At 40.6% G+C, this 22,571-nt stretch carries 17 protein-coding genes; 11 read left to right on the top strand and 6 right to left on the bottom strand.

All coding sequences use genetic code 11. The features are described from left to right. Positions 1–7 precede the first annotated feature (7 nt). Both RMY64_RS21865 and RMY64_RS21860 read left to right on the top strand, forming a co-directional pair. Positions 8–2,800, top strand: coding sequence for a tetratricopeptide repeat protein (locus RMY64_RS21865; protein WP_322701088.1), 2,793 nt, complete (start codon positions 8–10; stop codon positions 2,798–2,800). Then, positions 2,793–4,304 (top strand): radical SAM/SPASM domain-containing protein, encoded by a 1,512-nt coding sequence (locus tag RMY64_RS21860; RefSeq protein WP_322701087.1) that lies wholly within the window; start codon positions 2,793–2,795, stop codon positions 4,302–4,304. The genes RMY64_RS21865 and RMY64_RS21860 overlap by 8 nt, the downstream gene beginning before the upstream one ends. Here the strand turns inward: RMY64_RS21860 and RMY64_RS21855 are convergent, their stop codons facing one another. Beyond that, positions 4,305–5,291 carry an RsmB/NOP family class I SAM-dependent RNA methyltransferase gene (locus RMY64_RS21855; protein WP_322701086.1) on the bottom strand — a complete coding sequence of 329 codons (987 nt, stop codon included), beginning with the start codon at positions 5,289–5,291 and terminating at the stop codon, positions 4,305–4,307. Positions 5,292–5,476: 185 nt separating this feature from the next. Between RMY64_RS21855 and RMY64_RS21850 the strand changes: the two genes are divergently transcribed. From RMY64_RS21850 to RMY64_RS21840, 3 genes are all read left to right on the top strand, one after another. Continuing rightward, a complete protein-coding gene (locus tag RMY64_RS21850) occupies positions 5,477–6,895 on the top strand; it encodes a DUF2157 domain-containing protein (RefSeq protein ID WP_322701085.1) in 1,419 nt (472 codons plus the stop codon). 177 nt (positions 6,896–7,072) lie between these two features. Beyond that, the gene (locus RMY64_RS21845; protein WP_322670216.1) at positions 7,073–7,783 is read left to right on the top strand and encodes a GDYXXLXY domain-containing protein; all 711 of its coding nucleotides are present in this window, start codon (positions 7,073–7,075) and stop codon (positions 7,781–7,783) included. Between the two features lie 285 nt (positions 7,784–8,068). Continuing rightward, positions 8,069–10,603, top strand: coding sequence for a type II CAAX prenyl endopeptidase Rce1 family protein (locus RMY64_RS21840; RefSeq protein WP_322701084.1), 2,535 nt, complete (start codon positions 8,069–8,071; stop codon positions 10,601–10,603). Positions 10,604–10,772: 169 nt separating this feature from the next. Here the strand turns inward: RMY64_RS21840 and RMY64_RS21835 are convergent, their stop codons facing one another. Then, positions 10,773–11,183, bottom strand: a complete 411-nt coding sequence (locus RMY64_RS21835; protein WP_322701096.1) for a universal stress protein — start codon at positions 11,181–11,183, stop codon at positions 10,773–10,775. A gap of 89 nt (positions 11,184–11,272) precedes the next feature. Here RMY64_RS21835 and RMY64_RS21830 point away from each other — a divergent pair, with 89 nt between their 5' ends. Both RMY64_RS21830 and RMY64_RS21825 read left to right on the top strand, forming a co-directional pair. Beyond that, a complete protein-coding gene (locus RMY64_RS21830) occupies positions 11,273–12,475 on the top strand; it encodes a phosphoglycerate kinase (protein WP_322701083.1) in 1,203 nt (400 codons plus the stop codon). Between the two features lie 179 nt (positions 12,476–12,654). Further along, entirely contained in the window at positions 12,655–13,272 is a 618-nt protein-coding gene (locus RMY64_RS21825; protein WP_322701082.1) for an NUDIX hydrolase, read from the top strand. A gap of 208 nt (positions 13,273–13,480) precedes the next feature. On the opposite strand, the gene RMY64_RS21820 is transcribed toward RMY64_RS21825, so the two are convergent. The 3 genes from RMY64_RS21820 to RMY64_RS21810 form a co-directional block, all read right to left on the bottom strand. Beyond that, a complete protein-coding gene (locus RMY64_RS21820) occupies positions 13,481–14,416 on the bottom strand; it encodes a DVUA0089 family protein (RefSeq protein WP_322701081.1) in 936 nt (311 codons plus the stop codon). 872 nt (positions 14,417–15,288) lie between these two features. Next, the gene (locus tag RMY64_RS21815) at positions 15,289–17,454 is read right to left on the bottom strand and encodes a serine/threonine-protein kinase (RefSeq protein WP_322701080.1); all 2,166 of its coding nucleotides are present in this window, start codon (positions 17,452–17,454) and stop codon (positions 15,289–15,291) included. 85 nt (positions 17,455–17,539) lie between these two features. Beyond that, the gene (locus tag RMY64_RS21810) at positions 17,540–19,240 is read right to left on the bottom strand and encodes a serine/threonine-protein kinase (protein ID WP_322701079.1); all 1,701 of its coding nucleotides are present in this window, start codon (positions 19,238–19,240) and stop codon (positions 17,540–17,542) included. Between the two features lie 169 nt (positions 19,241–19,409). Between RMY64_RS21810 and RMY64_RS21805 the strand changes: the two genes are divergently transcribed. The 3 genes from RMY64_RS21805 (at position 19,410) to RMY64_RS21795 (ending at position 21,593) form a co-directional block, all read left to right on the top strand. Next, positions 19,410–20,924: a phenylacetate--CoA ligase family protein gene (locus RMY64_RS21805; protein WP_322701078.1), complete on the top strand. Its 1,515-nt coding sequence runs from the start codon at positions 19,410–19,412 to the stop codon at positions 20,922–20,924. Positions 20,925–21,058: 134 nt separating this feature from the next. Next, positions 21,059–21,337 carry a hypothetical protein gene (locus RMY64_RS21800; RefSeq protein ID WP_322688448.1) on the top strand — a complete coding sequence of 93 codons (279 nt, stop codon included), beginning with the start codon at positions 21,059–21,061 and terminating at the stop codon, positions 21,335–21,337. Beyond that, positions 21,330–21,593 (top strand): type II toxin-antitoxin system RelE/ParE family toxin, encoded by a 264-nt coding sequence (locus RMY64_RS21795; RefSeq protein WP_322701077.1) that lies wholly within the window; start codon positions 21,330–21,332, stop codon positions 21,591–21,593. Before RMY64_RS21800 ends, RMY64_RS21795 begins: the two co-directional genes overlap by 8 nt. A gap of 208 nt (positions 21,594–21,801) precedes the next feature. Here the strand turns inward: RMY64_RS21795 and RMY64_RS36880 are convergent, their stop codons facing one another. Then, positions 21,802–21,903: a hypothetical protein gene (locus RMY64_RS36880; protein ID WP_416211971.1), complete on the bottom strand. Its 102-nt coding sequence runs from the start codon at positions 21,901–21,903 to the stop codon at positions 21,802–21,804. Between the two features lie 273 nt (positions 21,904–22,176). On the opposite strand from RMY64_RS36880, the gene RMY64_RS21790 reads away from it, so the two are divergent. Next, positions 22,177–22,569, top strand: coding sequence for a hypothetical protein (locus RMY64_RS21790; RefSeq protein ID WP_322670228.1), 393 nt, complete (start codon positions 22,177–22,179; stop codon positions 22,567–22,569). Positions 22,570–22,571: the final 2 nt, after the last annotated feature.

Raw genomic sequence — 22,571 nt, 5'->3', positions numbered from 1 at the left:
GTCTATTATGTCTGAACTAAATAAATTAGAGTTTGTTGGTCGTGCAGAACATCTAAATCGAATTATTTCCCTTGTTCAGGAATCTAATAAACTGCGTGTAGTTTTAGTAGAGGGTAGAGGTGGAATTGGCAAAACTTGGTTGCTTCATGCATTAAAATCTCGTCTAAACCAAGTTCAAATTGGCACAAGTGAAATTATTGATTGCGATATCCCTGTTTTTAATGATGCAGAAGATTTATACACTCAAATCGCCAAACAATTATACGACCATACATATAAAGAATGGTTGCTGCGGTTACGACAACTGCGAGAAGATGAAAACCGCCTCAGTCAAAGTGCATACGAACAAGAACGCAGACAACTTGAAAAGTTCTTGGTCGATGAAATTAATCGCAAATCCAGCCAACAGAGACTAGTCTTTCTAATTGATACGGTTGAAAAGTTAGGACAAGCAGATGTCAGAGAGCAAGTTTGGGAGTGTATTGGCAATTTATGCCATCAACTAGAGAATGCTGTATTTATTTTAGCAGGTCGTCCTAATATTGCTCATCAAATTTTAGAAAAATCATTCAAAGAAGAAGAATTAACTTATTTAGAATTAAATGAATTTACTCATGAGGATGTACAAACATACATTCGTTGCAAGGAGGAACAACTTCACTTTACTCTCGGACAAGAATTGGTTAAAAAGATCATAGTTCTTTCTGGTGGTAGCCCGATCATGATTGAATTTGGAGTAGAGTATGCTTATCGGGAAGTCATACCAGATTGGTTAGAAAGTGAAAATATAGAAACTATTCCCAGCAGGTTAGAAAAAACTGGTGGATTTGAAGCTGAGATGGTTCGACATATTACACAGCTTCGGACATCAATGGATCGGCTAACTCTGTTACTTTCACGTATCTACCCATTAGATAGCTGTGATATTGCTAATTTATTAGAACTATCTACAGAAGATGCTCAAAGATTATTTCTTGATGCACAAAGCTACTTTTTTATCAAACCAGTAATCGGTGGTTCTCAAATATCATTACATGATATTGTGCGAGACTTAGTTGAAAAATATGTATGGGCAGATATTGACCCCGATTTGGAATGGAGAAAACGAGATAGTCGGATTGCTGCTAAATATTTTGAGCAAAAAGATTATGATTTAGGGCCACAAAAAAGGATATTGGAGGTTCAACGTTATTGTGATGATTCTCATCAAGTTGCTAGTATCGAGTTTCTGATTGAAGAAGTTAAGCAACGGCGAGAATTCAATACTACGCGATGGCTCTGGAATGCTTTATATGCCGATCCGATAACAGGCTTTGAAACTTGGCACGAAGTTACTGATAGGATACGCCGCCAATCCAAAAAATTTGGCTTTGTAAATCAATTGTTGGCAATTGCCAAACAGTTTGAAACAGAAATAAATCCCGATCAAAAATTTAAAATGATTATTTTTGAATCAAAGATTGTTCATGCTCTTAAAGATAAGAGTACAAAAGAAAATGAACTAGTAAAGTTGGAGGGAATGCTATCCGATCAATCTTCTAATTCTTCTCATCAAGCGGATATTTACAATGTCTTGGGAATGCTAAATACCAAGTTACACCTTTATGAAGAAGCTTTAAAATATCAGCAAGAGTGTTTATCCCTAGTTCAAGGCAAAAAGCTATCATACGCTATTCCTGCTGTAGCTAACCTAGTTGGTTATCTGCATAGACAACTCAACAACTTTCAGGAAGCTGAGAAATATTACAAACTAGGTTGGGAGGCTGCTATGGAAATTGATACTCCTGACAAAGGTTTAACTCAAGTTATGGCTAGCATTCAGAATAATTTGGGATTTTTATACGGACAACAAAAAGATTATGTCAAGGCTGAACAATGTTTTAAAGCTGCTATTGATATGTGGTCGAGTGTTGAGAGCGAACGCGAAATAGCCAACGCCGAAATTGCCTCTGCTACTATTTTGGTAGATAATGGTAATTATGTTAAAGCGAAACAACTACTTGAACGAGCATTAAGCCGTTGTGACAATGAAGAAAACGATAATCAAATACTGTGTAGGGCATACTTTCAGTTAGGCTTAAATCAGTGGTTTAGTGCTGAGGTAGTAAATGAAGCTGTTTGGGATGTGACACAGGTGCAATGGGATCTCAATGTGCTAAGTCTTGCTCAAAATGCTTTAGAAAAAAGTCTAAAACTCGCAGAGAAATATGGACTTGAAGAGGAATTACCTGGAATTTTGCACCAAATTGCTAGTGTCTATTGGCATCTTGGGTTTCAAACAGGCGATCGCACGCTACAAAACCAAGCTTTAAAACTCAACGATCGCTCTTATCAGACTAGTTTAGAGTACAATGACATGCGGTATGCCATCGATAGCCTGGTAGGTAAAGCTGAGTTTGATTATTATGCAAAAGCCTACGAGTATATTTCCGATTATGCACAAGAACTTAGCGATCGCTTTCAATCATATCAAAATATCCACACACTATACTTTGGCCGCATGTTACGCATAGAAGGTGATGTTGCATTTCAACAAGCTAACTACAATTTTGCTTTTAGTAAATATGCTCAAGGAATACCCCAAATCTTTCAACATGGAGGTTTCGGCCCGTATTCGATTAAACATGAGCTAAATCTGCTCCAAAAGAAAATTGAACGATTGCCTATAGAACTTTCTAAAACTCTGATTCAGCAACTAAAATCTCAGTGGAAAGATCATAAAGCTCTCAAGGAATGGTGCGATCAACAAATGTTTTTGACCAGAATACGTGCCACAAAACAGCCATCTTCTCATGCTTAGTAAAAAAATTGATCGACCCCAAATTTTAGTTTCTCTTAATTCTACCTACGTACCAACTGGGCAATGCGATTGTGATGGAGGAGATTGTGCCTGTGACTTATCCCCTTTAACAGAATTAAGCTCAAATATCCGATTACCTCTGGGGATGTTGGACACAGAATTTGTGAGAGTTCCTAACTCGCAGATGATGAATTTAGATGATACTTATTCTATCTGTTTTGGTACTTATCATCAAGTAGCAGTTCTGAATCAATCAGCGACATTTTTACTTGAAAAATTTACAAATCCTCATAAATTAGATGAGATTGCAATAGAGTATTCTGAGATTGACCCAATAGACTTACAGACAGCTATTCAAGAACTATACCAAGCACGTTTAATAGCACCCAATAATTATTCATCATTTGACTTAAATGAAATACCAGAGACTTTAACAGCATGGTTGCATATCACCGATCGCTGTAATTTAAGATGTGACTATTGCTATCTTCCGCACGAAGCAAAAGATATGTCAATCGATATAGGTAAAGCAGCTATTGAATCTACATTTCGCTCTGCAACCTTAAATAATTACCGCCGCGTCAAACTGAAATATGCAGGAGGAGAGGCATTACTATGCTCTCCTTTAATTAAGGATCTCCATTTGTACGCTCAATCCCTTAGCAAAGAAACAGACATTATATTAGATGGAGTTGTTCTCAGTAATGGAACATTGATTACGCCTGAAATTATTGAGATGCTACAAATATTAAATCTGCGTCTAATGATTTCACTAGATGGATTATCAAATTTCCACAATATTCAACGTTCTTATACAAGCAAAAAGGGATCGTTTGCAGATGTTGAACGAGGTATTAAGATTACTTTGCAAAATGGGTTAATACCAGATATTTCGATTACAATTAGTGGGCGGAATGCAGAAGGATTACCCGATCTTCTGGAATGGATATTAGAATATAATCTACCCTTTAGTTTAAATTTCTATCGAGAAAACGAACTGTCAGCTTCTTATGAAGACTTGCAACTAGAAGAATCTCGATTAATTGAGGGAATGTTGGCAGCATTCAAAGTTATCGAATTGAAATTACCTAATCGCAGCTTGCTAGGTTCATTGATCGATCGTGCTAATTTAGCATCTCCTCATAAACGAACTTGTGGAGTTGGGCAAAGCTATCTCGTATTTGATTACAAAGGGCAAATTGCTAAATGCCAGATGCAGCTACATAAAACTATCTCTGCCTCTAAAACTCAAGATCCTTTAACTATTGTGCGGCAAGATAAAGCAGGTATTCAAAATTTGTCAGTTGAAGAAAAAGAAGGCTGTCGTACATGTGAGTGGAAATATTGGTGTACAGGTGGTTGTTCTCTAGCAACCTTTAAAGCTACAGGTCGTTACGATATTCAATCTCCAAATTGCAATATTTACAAAGCTCTCTATCCTGAAGCTCTCAGACTAGAAGGGTTACGATTAATCAAATATAATTCCCAACTAAGTCATAACTAATTATACGGACATAATAGAATTTGAATTTTTCAAATTTTGGTAGATATATAGAGAAGATATTGTATTTAAATCCGCTTCTTTAGGCTCATCTTCATCTTCATTAGTATTTTTAAACAGGACTGTAAATGCACCAGCACCTAACCTATCTTGAGGAAATATCCGATAACAAGGCATCGTGGTTAAATGTGATTGATATTTAGCTAAATTACTAATTTCTATTGCTTTAAAAGAGGGAAACCGTTCTAAAAACCATTCACAAACTTGCTCATTTTCTTCGGGCGAATATGTGCAAGTCATATAAGCCAGATAGCCTTGTGGTGAAACAATTTTAGCGGAGTTAGCTATAATGCGCTTTTGCCGATTTGCACTCTTGTTAATAGCAGTTGGGTGAAAACATCCGGGTGCTTTTTCACCTTTGGCAAGTAAAGATTGTCCAGTACACGGAGCATCTACGATGACTAGATTGCTAGAGCCGGGAAACATTTCAGCAAATATGCTCGAATCTCGATTAACTACCGCGCTAGGGCTAACCTGGCAACGCTTCAAATTAGAAATTAGCATTCCCAGACGTTTGCCAATTACTTCATTACTGATGAGCAATTCAGGTTTTAAAGCTCTCCAAGCGAAGATACTTTTACCTCCTGGTGCGGCACACATATCAAAAACTAAACGCACTGACTCAGGAATAGCTAACAAAGTACTAGCTGCAAACACCGAAGAAAAATCTAAACAATAGAAATATCCTTTTTCATGCAAGGGATGCTTACCAGGTTTTTCTCCCAGAGATAAACGGTCTATAAATTGTGGTTGCCAAGACGTTGGTGTTTGCACTGCCAAAGGTGAAATATCTGGCTTTTCTTGACACCAAAGAATACTAGGTGAAAAAGGCTGAGGATTCATTAAAGCCTCAATAAATTTTTCTTGTTCATCTAGATTAGCGAACAAACGCCGCGAAACTTTAAGTAATAAATTAGAAGGTTTTTCCATCAATATTATAAATTACGAATTACGAATTACGAATTACGAATTACGAATTAGTCCATTGTATCTAAATCAAAATCAAACTGTTACACAAGAACAATGTAATTAAGGCTTTTGGCTTCATACTCAAAATATAATGACCGCCATTGGGAACGCAATGGCCAAGCTACCCCACTGCACCGGAGAAGGTCATGTTTTTAGATAGTTTTCAGGACAAATTACGCAAACAAGCACAATTATGGAGGGATGAAGGATTAATTAGTTCTTCGCAGTATGAGCAGATAGCAGAACGTTATCAATTTAAAAACCTGGAAGCTGCTGCACGCGATCGCAATAAAGCAATAGCGATCGCTATCGGTAGCATCCTTTTATGCTTAGGCATAATTACCTTTGTATCAGGAAACTGGCAGGGGGGATCGCGAGAAGTCAAAATTATTCTGATGATGAGTTTGTTTTTTGCGATCGCGATCGCTGGATTTTACAACTGGAGGCCACCTGAAGGGAAGAAGCCAGAACGAAGCAAACGCCTACTGGGAGAAGGGTTGCTAATTTTAAGTGCCTTCATCTTCGGTGCAAATTTACTGCTGATGGCCCAGATGTTCAATATTGTCGGTTCAGTTTCTCAACTGTTTCTCGCTTGGGGATTCGGTGTTGTAGTCATGGCCTTCAGTTTGTCCTTAAATTCTTTAGGAATTCTATCAATTGTCCTCGTAGAAATCGGCTATTGGACTGGACTAGAAGACTTCTGGTACGTAACAGGAGAGTTAACTTGGTCGCGGCTAGTAGTGCAGCATTTGCCTTTGTTGGCATGGCTGGTATTTGTACCTTTAGCATACTTCTGTCGATCGCGTTGGATTTTTGGTCTAGCAGCCTTTGTTTTTGCTAGTTCCTTACAAGCTAACCTTAATCCACTGCCACTGCTAAATTATGCTGATATAGCCCCTTGGGTGGCATCTTTTGCTTTTGCACTCCCACCTGCATTATTCTGGAGTTATGATGATTTACTGTTTCCAACCATAAATTACAGGTTATTTCAATATCTAGCCCGTAATTTAGCGTTAGTAAGCTTCGGCGTTGTCTTTTACGTTCTGTCTTTTCGTTGGGTCTGGGAATCTCCAAATTATAGTTATAATCAGCCAACGAATTTGACAAACTTATTTGAGTCTCTGCCAATTATCGATTTGGGGATTCTCAGCGGCTTGGCGGTATTACAATGGTTGTTTCTACTGCGCCAAAGAAATAATCCTCCGCGCCGCGAAGTGATTTTCACAACTGCTGTCATTAGTACATTTCTGGTCTTTATTGCAATAGTACCTTTTTGGCATCAAACTATCAGCCGGATTGATGAACTTGGCATTTTTATTTTCAATGTACTTCTTGCAACATTAGCCTGGGGACTAATTCAAGAAGGATTGAAATTAAGCAACAGAAGTTCCTTTTGGGGCGGTATGCTGTTAGTAACACTGCAAATTATCAGTCGCGTGCAGGAGTACGACACCGACTTACTTTTTAAGTCGCTAGTCTATATCCTGTGCGGTTCTGCTTTAATTAGCGCTGGACTTTGGTTTGAACGCCGCCTACCTGGTGGTAGCTCTACAAGTAAAAAGTAGGGCAAATTTTAGATTTTGAATTTTAAATTTTGGATTGAATAAAAAATCTAAAATCCAAAATCCAAAATCAAAAATTGAGAAATCTCTGTGCGTCAAAATTTTTAAAGTTTCTCTGCGTCAGTCCTAATCTCGTTACTTTTAACCTCCTCAAGACCTCTGCTTTTTAGGACTACGCTCATGAGTAATACTTCTTCTGAATCTAAAAATAAACCCTTGTCTCCCGAAGCCGAATTTTCCAATAAGGTGACTTTTCGGGATTACTTGATTGCTACTGAACAAAAATCGAATAAGCCCTTACCTTTTTGGCGGTTACTAGCTCCCCTGGCGCTGCAAACAGGGCTAATTATGGCAGTACCAGCCCAAGCGGTTTATACAGATGTCACAGGTAAGACGGTGATTTTGCAAACCGTACCTGTAGATCCTAACAATGTGCTAGAAGGTAACACCTTAGCCTTAGACTACAACATATCCCGTACCTCAAATTTGAGCAGACTACCTGGTTGGCAAACATTAGTCAGCAGAGGTCGTGGAAGTGGCAGAAGATTGCCTGAAGGAACCAATATTTACGTGACTTTGCAAGAGCAATTATCTTCTGGTCGCGGTGTTCCTAGGGCTTGGAGACCGTTACGAGTAAGTAGCGATCGCCCCACAACTCTTAGAGCCAATCAGGCAGCCTTAAAAGGTGTTTATCAGGATGGTTCTGTTAACTACGGCTTGGAAACATATTACATCCCAGAAAACCAACGGCAGCAGATTCGCAACGACTTACAAGCCCAACGCGCCCGCAGAGGACAAGTACCACCCATTGTGGTCAAGGCGAAAGTAGATCCACAAGGAAAGGCAGTGCCAGTTAGTATGTGGGTGCGCGATCGCAACTATCGTTTTTAAGCTGTTAGGCAAAGCGTGTAAATATGCAAGCTTTGTCTCTAAAGTTCTAAGCGCTGATTTTCCACGCTCAGAATTTTCTGTTTGTCATTAGATATTTGCTGAAAAAGAATATAGAGACGTAGCATTACTACGTCTCTACAAAGATTCTAGATAAAGCATATTTAATTTCACCAGATGTCTTATATATCGCCTACATTTAGAATGAAATAGCCCTAAATTAGAGCAAAAAGTCAAAATTGTGTATTTATAGTAAGATTATCAGCAAATAAAACTTGCTGATAATATATGATTTTCCGGGGATTAAGTCGAAAAGCAAGGTTACGATTTACGAAATTTTTACTGCTAGTGTTCATTGCAGTAATTGCGTTGTGCCAACTCTCCCCAACCCAACCTCAGTTAGTACAAAAAAGTAATTACGCAATCCATATTCAACAAAACTTTAATCAATCTGCTTTTTATCCCATTGCCCAAATTCCATCTACAAACCTTTATAAACCTATTGGCGATTGGGTAGGAAGGTTAATTTTACCAACAAAACAGCAATTACAAGATGGTTTAGATTGGGTATGGATGGAAGTACAATATGCACCACCTACAGCACAAAATTTGGTTGGTCAAATTGTACGTTTGGATTGGAAAAAGAATAAAAATTTGCTGGCTTTAGAACGAGTTGTAACGCGAGATATAAATTTCACTCCTGAAGTAATTAAAAGCCAAAAACAAGGAAATATTCATCCTTTTCGACTAAATGGAGTTCGTCAGGTAGGCATTTTACGCTCTTTGGCTGGTGCAAATCCTGATGATGAAACAATTGTTGTTTTAGATTCAACTACAATCATTGATGCAAATCAAGAAAAATCTATTTTGCAAATTGAACGCGAACCTGTTTTGGCAACTGGTAGATTTTATGGGTTGGTAAAAATAATTAAACCGATTGAATCTCAATATAAAAGTAGTTTATTTTCAAATCAAAAGCAGTTTAACGATTATTTTTTAGTACAACATTATAATCCTAATGCAAATCAATTTAATCGGATTGAAGAAACTATTCGCATTCCCCAACAAGTAATAGATTCGCGAAATTTTGCTCCTTCAAGTTCGCAGAAAATCGAGCGATCGCCTGCGGGTGAAGATGGGTGGTATATTTATGGTGCTGCCGATGCAAAGGGCGTATTTACGGTACGCGCACTTGCACCTCGTTCTCTGTTGCAAATTCAACCCCGTCAAATTATTACTGGTAAGGAATTAGGGCTAAATTACATCCAAGATGTAAATTGGCAAAATACTGAGAAAAATAAAGGTAAATTCAATACTGTATTATTAAAGCCTGTAGAAATACAAAATTCACATAATCAATCTATATCAAAATGGCAAGAAGGTAATAAGGCTATTGTCCTACACCTATTTGGTGGAATTGGCGGACGTAAAGCTGAACCATTAGGAGTACCTTATACTATCACCGGACATTTTGCTTTTGGAATTGCAGAAGTTGTCCGTGACGAGTTTACTAACGAATTACGCTTTGAGACTAAATACCACCAAATTTATGCCCATAACCCCGATGGAATTATTGCCGGAACGCATACATGGGCTGATTATATGGGTAATTTACAACGTGGTTGGCTGGCAACACGTCCAGTATCAGATATTCTGATCGAATTCGACCCTGTAACGCAGGATTATAATTTTGATGGTGTTAAACTTTCGCCTTTAAAACAATTTCAGCAACAATTACAGATAACAATGGCACGTTATCGAGTTGGTGATGGAACTGGTGGCGCAATGGTATCACCTGCTACCTCATGCGTTCAAGACTCAAGCCAAGCACTTTATGCTGCGATATTAGCAATTAAAAACCAAGTTACTACAACTCCTCAAATTCAAACTTGGATACGCACCAACCCCAATCACCCGCAAACATTACGCTTTCAGCAACTAGTTGAATTAGGTCAATCTTTGGAACAACAATTAGCACCCTTGGGTATAGTTCGCGCTGATTGGCAAAGTCAAGCAGGTATACTTGCAGGTACGGGTAGAGGAAAAACGACGGAACCATTTCAAGATCGTAGTATTTGGGCTGGTTTGACAACATGGCGAACAATAATGCCAAGACTTGCACACGACGACCTAGCCGCAATATTTTTAAAACATGGCGCAACTATGCAAGTATTGCGAACTAATCAAGTTGGTGGTTGGGAATCTAATATTACACCCATTGCCCCAACAGCACTTTTAGGACAAATTAAGATTCCTTTTACCAATATTTCACCACTTTCAATTCTTTTAAATCGCACTTTAGCGTCCTTAGTAGTTCCGAGGTTTAAAGATTGGTTAGTTATTGTTGTACTGTTGATAATTTATAGTATTCTTGCTCTACCTTATGGTTGGAAATTTGGATTTTTACAGATAGAACTTTGGTCTGCAAATTGGACTAATAAATGCTTGCTAATATTACGTTGCTTATTTTTACCTGCAATTGTGGAAGAACTCTTTTTTCGCGTTTTTTTGCTTCCTCATCCTAGCGAAATTACCAGTTGGTTCCAATGGTCTTTGTGGGCAATAGTGAGTTTATTATTATTTGTTTTGTATCATCCCTTGAATGCTAAAACATTTTTTAAAGCTGGAATTCCTACATTTTTTGATCGTGTTTTTCTTGTTTTAGCTGCATTTTTGGGAATTATCTGTACTGTTGCATATACCCTCACAGGATCTTTATTTGCGATCGTTTTAATTCACTGGATTGTAGTAGTAGTTTGGTTAATTTTTTTTGGAGGAATCAGAAAATTAGATAATCAAAAAATTCAGAATGCTAAGGTTTAAGGAGGCAGGGGGCAGGAGGTAGGAGAATAATGCTTGCTTAAGGCTAAAACTTGATGCCTTTATTTAGCACTACTAAATCTAGAACAACCTTCCTCAGCCCCCTTTTTACAACAACCGCAGAACTTTTTATTAGCGATCGCACTAAATACCAGTATTCCACAACACACTGCTAAGGCACAATCAGCACTGGGCAAGGAGAAAGGTTAATCACGCGAGTGGTAACGCTATCATCCGCTCCCTCTTCAGTCAAACCTAGCCCCCGACAGCCCATGATAATTAAATCTGCCCCAATTTCATCAGCGACATCGCAGATCGTAAAAGCTGGTTTGCCTTTCCTTTCCAAGGTTTCAGATTGAATTCCTTGCCCAGAAAATAAAGATTGGGCATTTTCCAGCAGTTTTGCAACTACCTCTGGCGACACCATCGGATCGTCTGCACTAGGCGCGTCTTTTGGTGGTTCTTCTACCACAGACAGCAGCACCAAGCGACTGCTGTACTTTTTGACTACGTTGGTAACAACATCAGCAGCTTCCCGCGTTTCCCGGCTTTGATCGATAGGAAATAATACCGTCTTAAATATATCTGTCACTTGGGTACCCCTGACTCCGGTAAAATCTTGATGGTTCTACTTTCAAAACAATAACAAAAAGGCAATCAGGAGAGTTTGGTGTGTCCAAAAAAAGTTTAGCAAGTTTATCTTCGGCTGATATCTCTGGGAAACGTGCCTTAGTGCGGGTTGACTTTAATGTGCCTGTGGACGACCAAGGCAACATTACCGACGATACTCGCATTCGCGCCGCTCTACCAACCATCCAAGATTTGACGCAGAAGGGTGCTAAAGTCATTCTCGCAAGTCATTTTGGCCGTCCCAAGGGTGTAGATGACAAATTACGCCTAACTCCCGTTGCCAAGCGTCTGTCGGAGTTACTGGGGCAAGAAGTTATTAAAACTGATGACTCCATTGGCGATGAAGTTGCAGCTAAAGTTGGCGCCCTGCAAAATGGCCAAGTGCTGTTACTCGAAAATGTCCGTTTTTACCCAGAAGAAGAGAAAAACGAGCCAGAATTTGCCAAAAAATTGGCAGCTAATGCTGATTTTTATGTAAATGATGCTTTTGGTACTGCACACCGCGCCCATGCTTCTACTGAAGGTGTGACAAAATTCCTCAGTCCTTCCGTAGCTGGATATTTAGTTGAGAAGGAATTGGAATATCTGCAAAACGCCATTGAAAATCCCCAACGTCCTTTGGCGGCAATTATTGGCGGTTCCAAAGTTTCCAGTAAAATTGGTGTGATTGAAACACTGCTGGAGAAGTGCGACAAGCTAATCATCGGTGGTGGGATGATTTTCACCTTCTACAAAGCCCGTGGTTTGAGTGTTGGCAAGTCATTGGTAGAAGAGGACAAGCTAGAACTAGCGAAGTCTTTGGAAGCGAAGGCTAAAGAACGGGGTGTTACCTTCTTGTTACCTACAGATATAGTATCAGCAGATAAGTTTGCTCCTGATGCTAATGCGAAAACCGTCAGCATTGAGAACATCCCCGATGATGGTATGGGTTTGGATATTGGGCCAGACTCAGTAAAAGTTTTCCAAGATGCCCTTGCAGATACCAAAACGGTAATTTGGAACGGGCCGATGGGTGTGTTTGAGTTTGATAAGTTTGCCGCAGGTACGGAAGCGATCGCTCATACTCTCGCTGAAATCGGTAAAACTGGCACAACTACCATTATCGGCGGTGGTGACTCGGTAGCGGCTGTGGAAAAGGTTGGTTTAGCCGACCAAATGAGCCACATCTCCACCGGCGGCGGCGCTAGCTTGGAGTTACTTGAAGGGAAGGTATTGCCTGGAATTGCAGCTTTAGATGATGCTTAAGTAGGGACTGGGGACTGGGGACTGGGGACTGGGGACTGGGGACTAGGGGGATAAGGGAGAAATATTGAGCAAGTTTCTTCCTTGTCACTTCCCAATACCCCATGCCCCATGCCCAATGCCCAATACCCCATGCCCAATGCCCCATGCCCCATGCCCAATCCTCAACATGAGAAAAATATATGCAACCTAAATGGCTGGAATGGGCGCAAAATTTACAAGCGATCGCTCAAAATGGTCTAACCTATTCTGAAAACCCTTTTGATATAGAACGTTACAAACAATTACGAGCGCTCGCCACGGAAATCATGGCGAGTTACTCAAATGTAGAACACAGCTATATCCTCGATTTATTTAGCCGTGAAGTCGGATATGCAACTCCCAAAGTTGATGTGCGAGGAGCAATTTTTCGTGACGATACTATATTGTTAGTCAAAGAACGAGTAGACGGCTGCTGGACTTTACCTGGTGGATGGGCTGATGTTGGTGAGTCGCCCAGTGAGGCAGTTGTAAAAGAAGTATATGAAGAATCGGGATATCAAGCACGCGCTATCAAACTTTTAGCAGTCTATGACAGAAACAAACAGGGACATTCACCATTACCATTTTATGTCTACAAACTGTTTTTTCACTGCGAACTTATTGGTGGTTCTCCATCATCAAGTATTGAAACTGAAGAAGTAGGTTTTTTTCCTGAAGGTGCGTTACCAGAACTTTCTATTGGACGTGTGACACCAACGCAAATCACCCGACTTTTCCAACATTATCGCCAACCAGATTTACCGACAGACTTTGATTAAATGCCTCTGCATTACAAAAATTGGCATACAGAATTCATGGCTTTATTCTGACTCCTGAGTTCTGAATTCGGACTCATAAAATAGCCCGGACTTGTAAATAGTCTCTTGTCGGGTAAGGGGGACACGTTACCGTGTTCCCCTAGCTAGGAAGAAAAGTATCCTTGAATCTGCCCTCTGATGTCAGTACTTTTTTAAGTTGACAACGTTCTTATGCCAAACTGACTTGTAACGTATAAGAAAGAGGGTTAAAGCCGCTACCAGAGAAACTTCCGCCATCTTGAGGCAAGAAAGGAAAGTCACTCACTGAGATGGAGTACGTACCTGCACCCAGAAAACTGGTGATTAATGACGAATTGCCACCGCCACCATCGTCGTTACTGGTCACTAACTTCCCAGCACTGTTAAACAGTCCGAGAACTGTATCTCCCGATGTCACTGTCCTGATAGTGACAGTTCCTGGATTTGCTAAAGAAAATGTAAAAAAGTCGAAACCAGGACCACCCCCCGGTTGAACTGCTGTTAACTGGGCTGAAAGATTAACGTTTGAGCCTGATGATAAGGAACCTAACCTTTCAGCGCTGCCCAGTGTGCCGTTTGTAGCTTCTCCAGCATTTTCCCGCTCATAGAACAAGAAGTCATCACTGTCAAGTCTGAGATTTTTTCTCCCCTGGACAACACCTATGATCTCATCTTGCTCTCCTGTCGGTTTGTCTAAGAATATTCGTGTGCTGTTTCCAGCAACTTGCAGGCGGTAGTCCTGTGGAGGTCCTTTGAGTTCAATTCGATCTTGGCTAGAGTCGAAGTCAATAATAGTAGCCAAGTCCCCAAAACCAGGATTTGTAGTGTTGGTATCGTCGTAGAAAACATTTTCAGCGTCGCCCAGGATAAATCTATCTACCCCAGCCCCGCCAGTCAACTGATCAGTTTCCCCTAATCCAGGTGGAAGCGAACTACCAGGCCAAGCACCGATGAGGATATCGTTTCCAGACCCGCCATTGAGTACGTCATTGCCTGGCCCGCCTTGTAGACTATCATCGCCGTTGCCACCATTGAGGGTATCATTGCCGAAACCACCGTCTAGCGTGTCATTCACCGGAGTCCCACTTATCGTTTCAGAACCTGTAGTGCCTAATTTAAATGCCATATTATCTCTCCTGAGTTTTTCACTAATACGTAAGTTCAGCCTCAGTCAAAGAACTATTCATTGTAGATTACTTGCCATTTAAGTAATCTCTAAGTTAGAAAACATTAATTATTTGGTTAGGAACTTCTAAAGAAAAAAATATCCAACTATTTATTGTAGGCTGACCCGAAAAGTCCATCTTTGCTTGTGGGCGAACGAGACGCATACTCCACAAAATTAGATAATCAATTTCCTGAAAATTCCTTAATTGATGATTACCCAAATGGTAAGAAATTAGCTGAAATATTTTGGTTCTTTTTCTAAATCTTTTTGAACCCACGCTGTACTTACTTACATATCATGAAGTACAAGGTTATATCAATATCTTTAACAAATCTTAAAAAGGCAATAAATGCGATTGATTAAGACATGAAAAAATAGGTGTAAAATTTAATTAAATATTGTTTAAAACTACTGTTCTTTTTGGTGAACGTTGCGAGATTTTTCAAATGAAGGTGGTATCGTTGTTAAGTTAAGTTTCAACATCAGATTTTATATAGTTATTTGGGATCGGAAAATTAGGTTTTTGTGCCAGTCCTGTGTATTTTTGCTTGCATTGGCATGCTTCCCATAAATTTTATCAAAACAGAATTCAGGAGTCAGAAGTCAGAATTCAGCATGAATTCTGTGCGACTAGCGGACTTCGGCGTGAGCGCTCAATCGAACGCTGAATAGATGGGTTTAAGACCCCCACCAAATCGTAGATTTGGTGGTGCAACAATTGAGTGGCGGGTTTGAATCCCTCACTCAAAGATTGCTGAATTCTGAATTCTTCATTCTTCTTCAATTCACGTAGAGACACTCCACTCCAGATAGATGCAGAGGATGACTCTCTACTGAGGCGTTGTCTCCTGCGTTGGTGTCGGTGTAGGAGTGGCGGTTTCTGTGGGAGTTGGTGTAGGAGTTGGCGTTGGCGTGGGCGTGGGTGTTGGTGTAGGCGTTGATGTTTCCGTGGGCGTGGGTGTTGGTGGTGGGGGAACTGTGGGATTTTCGGCTGTAATAGTGAGTTGATAATCTACTGGCTTTGTTGCTGTAGAAACCACGACAAACTCATAAAATCCATTTTCTGGTAATTTAGTTGACAAACTACGCTTGGTAGAATCTTCTAAAAATCGAATTTTGCCAGAGGGTGAATAGACTGATAACAAGACTTGGGAATTTGCTTCTAGCTTCAAGTCTAGAGATTGGTTTTTGGCAAGTCCAGCAATGAATACTTTCCCACCACCAGATTGGAGAGTACCATTGACTGTTTTGCCAGTAGCCCCAGGATCGAAGACAAGTTTCTGGAAAGCGCTACCGTCAAGGATTGCACTGAGTCGATCGCTAACAAATCCATACCAAACTTGTCCAATGGACTGACCTTGGAAACTTTTACCTCGCTGCTCAGGAAATACACTTAAGAATGCAGTATCTCCCAAATCATACAAAGAACGGCTACCAACATTGATTTTGTTAACTTCGACTTTCCAGCGATCGCGTTCAGCAGTTGTGTAAGTTCCTAGTTTTTGGCGGGCATTATTACTCAGTGGTGCAAGCTTTTCTAGTAATTCCGAAGCTGTTTTATCCCATTCTGCGCGCAAACTCTCATCTTCAGGGCCATTGCTGAGAGTACGTCCCCGTAAACTAGGATTTCTGTCCCAAAAAACTTGATTCACCAAGTTCACGTAGAAGTTAGAGTCAATACCCAACTGTTGACGGCGATCGCTTAATCTTTCTTTGCGTTCTCGTTCTGCTGGCGAATATTGCGCTAAAGGATCGGTTGGTTGTTCGCTAGTTGGAACGGGACTGGCTGTAGGATTAGGATCGACTTGCCCAACATCTCGTCTGCCATTCAATCCCCACCAAATTAATCCCACACTACCAGCGACTAGCGCCGCCACCAGAAAGGTTTTTGTTGGCGTCCACCAGGAGGAAGAGGGGGAAGATGAGGGATATGAAGGATATGGAGGGGTTGGGGAAGGTGGGGGAGGTGGAGAGACGGCGACGGTGGCGGCTGTGGGTTGTGGTGGAGTGGGATATTGAGTTGGCGGATAGTTTGCTGGGGGTGAGTTGAGGGCTTGGAGTACTTGACGGGCTGATTGATAGCGATCGCTTGGTCTAGCCGATAGCATTTTATCTAATACCTGTGCCAAATTTTGACTCAGATTAACTTCCCGTCGCCATTGCCAACTGAGAGTATAGGTATCAATTAATTCTTGGGGTTGTTTTCCTGTCAGTAAAACCAACATTGTTGCTGCTAAAGCATACAAGTCGCTGTGGGGAGATACTAACCCAGTTTGCATTTGTTCTGGGGGTGCAAATCCGATTTTGCCTAATAAGGTTGGTGCTGGCGGAGGTGCAACCATACCGGGTTGGTAATATTCGGAAGCTACGGTTGCTACTACTTGTTTGACACCACCAAAATCAATTAAAACTGGCAGTTTATCAACAGTCCGAAGCATTAAGTTATCTGGAGAAATATCTCGATGAATTACTCCTAGTGAGTGAATGTATTCCAACACTGGTAAAATTTGCTGGAACAATTGGCGTATTTCCGCCTCTGTAAAGCGCAAACCCTGTTGTATCCGGGTATTTAACAAAGAATTGTAAGTTTCCCCTTCTACATAATCTTGCACCAAAAACAGATATTCTTTGCCCCCTAAATTCAGCCGCAGCAGTTCTCGGAAGCGGGGAATTTGGGGATGTTGCAGTTTATAAAGAACACTCGCTTCTCTCTCGAAAAGTTCTTCAGCTTTTTGGACAACGTAAGCGGTTTGAACTTGGGGGGAAAATTCTTTTAAAACACAAAGTTCGCGGAAACGGTTGATATCTTCAGCTAAATAAGTGCGTCCGAAGCCACCTTGGCCAATTTGACGCACGATCGCATAGCGATCGCCTAAAGTCATTCCTGGTTGGATACTATAACTCATGGGCGCATCCAACAAATTTTCGCCACACTGGAGACAAAAGCGACTACCTGGGGAATTTTCATGTCCTTTAGAACAATATATTTTTGTCATTTGTTATTTGTCATTTGTCATTTGTCATTTGTCATTTGTTACTCTTCCCCAGTTCCCAGTCCCCAGTTCCCAATCCCCAGTTGCTTTATTTGCCAGATTGTACTTTACTGACTCGATCGGCTGCGATCGCATACCAAATTTGACCAAAAGTCTGTTGATTGAGTTTCTTACGCTGCTGATCGGGAAACAAGCGATCGAATTTTTCATTTGTGTCTTTAGTCAACTGATCGATTGTATAGTTGCCAAACTGCCCCGATCGCGCTTGTTGTCTCAATGTATCGTAATCTTTTTGACTATAGTTACCTAATTTCCGACGAGCTGCTGTACTGAGGTCAGCCTGTTCTAGTTTATCTAATAAATTATCGGCAATATCAGACCATTCATCTCGTAAACCAGCATCTTCAGGTTTAGATGTCAGGCTACGTCCCTTTAATTCTGGTTTTTTTGTATAAAATAAATCATCTACTGTGCGAATAAAAAATCCTTCAGTAATTTCTAGCTCTTGACGACGATTGATAAGTTTCTGGAGATCGCTATTTTTTCCTTTGTCGCCTGCTGGTTTACCGCTGGGATTGGGAAACTGGGGGATTTGCGGTAATGAAATTGATGGGATAGTAATTGAAGTTACACTCTTAATCACTGCATTTACTACCGCCCAAGCACCTGCGCCAGTTAAAACAACTAAAGCCGTTCCTCCTAAACTCATCACAAAAGGGCGAATCCAAACAGGGAAAGATGCTGGTTTAACAATTGCTTGTGTTTGCCTCTGAAATCTGCTCATAACAGCACTGGCGCGTTGTCTTCCCGGAGCAACTACCATCGTCTTGATCTTGGTGGTAATATAATTACCTGAAGATTTAGTTGCAGTTGGCGATGGTAAATCTCTGAGGATTTGCTCGGCTCGTTGGTAGCGATCGCTCGGTCGATAAGCCAACATCTTTTTTAACACCGCCTCTAATTTGGGACTAACTTGGATTTCCTTTCCCCATCCCCAAATTCCCTGATAGCTGTCGTATAGTTTCTGCGGTTCTTTACCTGTGAGTAACACCAGTGATGTTACTGCTAAAGAGTATAGATCGCTACTAAAAAATGCCTTTCCCTGCCGTAGCTGTTCTTCTGGAGCGTAACCTTTTTTACCCAGCAGAGTATTATTTTCAGCCAACTTGGTGCGCCAAAAACCTTGAGAAGCTGGCAATTGCTTGACGCCACCAAAATCAATTAGCACTGGTAGATTATCAGAACGCCGCCAGATGAGATTATCGGGAGAGATATCACGGTGAATTACATCTCGTGAGTGGATGTATGATAATACAGGTAAAATTTGTTGCAGGAGGATGATTACTTCCTCTTCACTAAAGGTTTTTCCTTGACTTTCACGCTGTTCTAATAACTGGTAGTAGTTATCACCATCCACATAATCTTGCACTAAAAAGAAAAAATCTTTAGTGCCTATTTTCACTTGTAGCGAGGCGTGAAAACGCGGAATCTGTGGATGCTGGAGTTTTTTTAAGACATTCGCTTCTCTCTCAAATAACTCTTTAGCTTTTTGTAAATCTTGATTTTCTTGTACTTGGGGTGCAAATTCCTTCAGCACACAGGTTTGATGAGATTTATTGATATCTTCCGCCAAATAGGTGCGTCCAAAGCCGCCCTGTCCTAAATGACGGATAATTTGATAGCGATTATCCACAACCTGTCCCACAGCAAGAGGTAATGGTTCGCCACAATGGGTACAAAAGCGGTTACTACCATTATTTGTGTGTTGTTTACTGCAATAGAGCTGCATGGTGCTGAAGGATAAATTAAGGTTTTATTTAATGACTACAACGCACATACCCTCATTTTCGGATATTCTACGAATTACGTAGCTTGCTTCTCGCATGAAGGCGAGTATTACGAATTACGAATTATTTTAAACGGTGTTGGTTCTACTTCAGGATAAATAAGCAAGTGTCATGAACGGCAAATCAAGACATCAGCAAGTAATTAAAGCATTTGAAGATTTTTTGTCTACCCCCCTAGAAACTCTACTGCAAAGGCATCTCAACACTCAAACTTCGGCAGCTTTGAGTTTATTTCACGATGTGGCGGCGAATGTACCAGCCTACAAGGCGTTTTTAGCAGAAAGGGAAATTAATCCCGCGACTATTCAAACCTTAGAGGAGTTTCAAAAACTACCAGCGATCGCTAAACAAAATTATATACTGCGTTATCCTCTAGCTGACTTGTGCCGCAACGGACAACTCCAAGAGTGCGACATGATAGCTGCTTCATCAGGTTCTACTGGTAAACCGACATTTTGGCCTCGTTTTTTCACAGATGAACTCCAAATCGCCACACGTTTTGAACAGATTTTTCACGATAGTTTCTATGCAGATACCAGACGTACCCTAGCAGTGATTTGTTTCACTTTAGGCACTTGGGTAGGTGGGATGTTTACTACTAATTGCTGTCGTTATCTTGCTAGCAAAGGTTATCCCATCACTGTAATTACTCCTGGTAATAATAAAGAAGAAATCTTGCGAGTTGTCCAAGAACTTGGTTCAGGTTTTGAGCAAGTCGTGTTATTGGGATACCCGCCATTTTTAAAAGATGTGATTGATACTGGTATCGCTCGTGGTATGGAGTGGCAGCAATATCAGATTAAATTAGTGATGGCGGGAGAAGTATTTAGTGAAGAATGGCGGAGTTTGGTTGCTCAAAGAGTTGGTTCGCGAAATCCTTGTTATGATTTTGCATCACTTTACGGTACTGCGGATGCGGGAGTTTTGGGTAATGAAACACCGTTAAGTATCTGTATTCGCCGTTTTTTAGCAGAAAATCCCGATGCAGCCAGAGCTTTATTTGGAGAATCGCGTTTACCCACACTAGTACAATACGATCCTTTCACTCGCTTTTTTGAAGCTCACGATGGTGGATTGCTGTTTTCGGGAGATAACGGTATTCCCTTAGTGCGTTATGACATATTGGATACTGGCGGGATAATTAGTTATGATGCAATGCTGCAATTTTTAGCAGAATGGGGATTTAATCCACTTGAAAATTTGCGTTCTGACAGTCAACAATCACCAAGAGGTATTCATCAGCTACCTTTTGTTTATGTCTTTGGACGTTCCAACTTTACAGTTTCTTACTTTGGTGCAAATATCTATCCCGAAAATGTAACGGTGGGATTAGAGCAACCAGGAATTCAAGAATGGGTGACGGGTAAATTCGTGTTGCAGGTGAAAGAAGATGCAGATAAAAACCGATTTTTGTCTGTAGTTGTGGAATTAGCAGTCGGGGTAGAGGGTAGTGAAGCTCAAAGACTTGCGATCGCTTCTTCGATTCTTTCACAATTGTTACGTCTAAATAGCGAGTTTGCTAATTATGTTCCGGCAGAATATCAAACACCACAGGTTACATTAGCGCCAATGGGTGATTTTGAATATTTCCCCATTGGGGTGAAACATCGTTATACCCGTCAATAGAAAATGCAACAATAAATAGTTTTCAATTATAGCAGGGGACTGAGGTTAAAAGTGAAGCATAAAAGCTAGTTGCTTCTATCATCTCCATGATTGCGGCATAATAAAAACTAAACCTGAAAATTCTGAAGTAGGCAATGAATACTACCCATAATTCTCCGATGGATGATGGATCATCAGCAGATTTAATTTCTGTTGCAGAGTTACAGCAACAGCTTAATGACTTACTCCAGCAACTATCTCCAGAACGATTACAAGTGCTGACTGATTTTGCTGCTTATTTGGCAAATGCTGAAAGCGAAGCTGCAACCCAAGAACTTTTGGCAATTCCTGGATTGTTAGAGCGAGTTAAGCAAAATCAAGTAACGCCTAAAGCCCAATACGCCCCCTGGAGAACTCTTCGCTCTGATGTATGAAGTTATTCTTCATCCCGATGTCCAGGAAGTTTATGTCAATGCTGACAAAGCCCTTGCTAAGAAAATTGCCCGATGTTTGCAGCAGCTAGAACAAACTCCTCGATCGCACCCCAACATTAAAGCCCTGAAGGGAGATTATACAGGCTACTATCGCTACCGAATCGGGGATTACAGAGTCATTTATTCTATAGACGATGAAGTTGTGCAAGTGCTTGTTGTAGCGATCGCTCATCGCAGTGAGGTATATAAACCGTAAAGGCGATGCCTGCGGCGGGCTACGCCTACGCATTTTCATTCTGTTTACGATATCTGTTTTACTAGGGGCGACGCATTCCCTGGATTGCGGAAAGATCGGACGTGATAGATTTACGAGACGCTTACGAGATGGGATGAATCGCGTCTTTGCAAGGGATTGCTGCTTCTACATTTCGCTTATGTTTTGGCTGGAGGAAGTATTTTTTTTCCTACTCTCCATCTTTGACTTTCTCTTGTTGATGCCAAGCTTGATAAAAAGCTAGGTAGAGCATACTTTGGGCGCACTTCCAAATAACTTCGTAGCAATATATTCTACGTATAAATTGAGAACCGTCTTCTTCTTTCTGATTGATGCATTCTTTTAAATTATTAACTGCTAATGGGTAAAGCTGGTTTTGAAGTATCTCAATGAGGCAAAAAGAAGCTGACTGTAAAACATTTCGGCATCTCTATGGTATTTGGTACAATATCCAAGATATTCAGTGAAATTTCAGGGTAACTGAAATTTCTTAATAATCGGAATCGCTATCTCTACCGTTGTATCTGTATTTATGGGAAAATTTCATCTAAATATTTAAAGTAATATGTCAGAAACACCTCAAGACGACGGCATTTGGATTGTTACCGATGAAACGCCGCAAATAGCAATTCCTGATGGTGCTAAAGGCGGGAGTGGTAATACACGCGGTTGGGGAGACGAAACTATCAGGGAAAGTATTGGTAGCAAAGGCGTAGGAGATGCGGTTAAGGTTAGCGCTCAAACATTAGAGCAAAATATGACTCACTTTCTCAAAGTTGTGGGTAATTTGTTTAGTCAAGCCCAACAGCAAGCAAAAGTCAACTCCAAGATGCAGCTAGATGAAATTGAATTGTCGGTAGAAATTAGTGCAGATGGAGAAGTTAAATTAATTGGCAATGGTGCAAAAGCTGGGACTAAAGGAGCAATTAAGCTGAAGTTCAAGCGCCAAGAACCATAATG

The sequence above is a fragment of the Nostoc sp. DedQUE08 genome (assembly GCF_034530895.1).
GTDB lineage: Bacteria > Cyanobacteriota > Cyanobacteriia > Cyanobacteriales > Nostocaceae > Nostoc.
The sequence above is the reverse complement of the archived record's forward strand: the minus strand, read 5'-3'. Positions and strand labels throughout refer to the sequence as shown.

Bases quoted from the DNA above. Each gene is read 5' to 3' on its own strand.
- RMY64_RS21865 (WP_322701088.1), top strand. From the start codon at position 8: ATGTCTGAACTAAATAAATTAGAGTTTGTTGGTCGTGCAGAACATCTA.
- RMY64_RS21860 (WP_322701087.1), top strand. From the start codon at position 2,793: ATGCTTAGTAAAAAAATTGATCGACCCCAAATTTTAGTTTCTCTTAAT.
- RMY64_RS21855 (WP_322701086.1), bottom strand. From the start codon at position 5,291: ATGGAAAAACCTTCTAATTTATTACTTAAAGTTTCGCGGCGTTTGTTC.
- RMY64_RS21850 (WP_322701085.1), top strand. From the start codon at position 5,477: ATGTTTTTAGATAGTTTTCAGGACAAATTACGCAAACAAGCACAATTA.
- RMY64_RS21845 (WP_322670216.1), top strand. From the start codon at position 7,073: ATGAGTAATACTTCTTCTGAATCTAAAAATAAACCCTTGTCTCCCGAA.
- RMY64_RS21840 (WP_322701084.1), top strand. From the start codon at position 8,069: ATGATTTTCCGGGGATTAAGTCGAAAAGCAAGGTTACGATTTACGAAA.
- RMY64_RS21825 (WP_322701082.1), top strand. From the start codon at position 12,655: ATGCAACCTAAATGGCTGGAATGGGCGCAAAATTTACAAGCGATCGCT.
- RMY64_RS21820 (WP_322701081.1), bottom strand. From the start codon at position 14,416: ATGGCATTTAAATTAGGCACTACAGGTTCTGAAACGATAAGTGGGACT.
- RMY64_RS21815 (WP_322701080.1), bottom strand. From the start codon at position 17,454: ATGACAAAAATATATTGTTCTAAAGGACATGAAAATTCCCCAGGTAGT.
- RMY64_RS21810 (WP_322701079.1), bottom strand. From the start codon at position 19,240: ATGCAGCTCTATTGCAGTAAACAACACACAAATAATGGTAGTAACCGC.
- RMY64_RS21805 (WP_322701078.1), top strand. From the start codon at position 19,410: ATGAACGGCAAATCAAGACATCAGCAAGTAATTAAAGCATTTGAAGAT.
- RMY64_RS21800 (WP_322688448.1), top strand. From the start codon at position 21,059: ATGAATACTACCCATAATTCTCCGATGGATGATGGATCATCAGCAGAT.
- RMY64_RS21795 (WP_322701077.1), top strand. From the start codon at position 21,330: ATGTATGAAGTTATTCTTCATCCCGATGTCCAGGAAGTTTATGTCAAT.
- RMY64_RS21790 (WP_322670228.1), top strand. From the start codon at position 22,177: ATGTCAGAAACACCTCAAGACGACGGCATTTGGATTGTTACCGATGAA.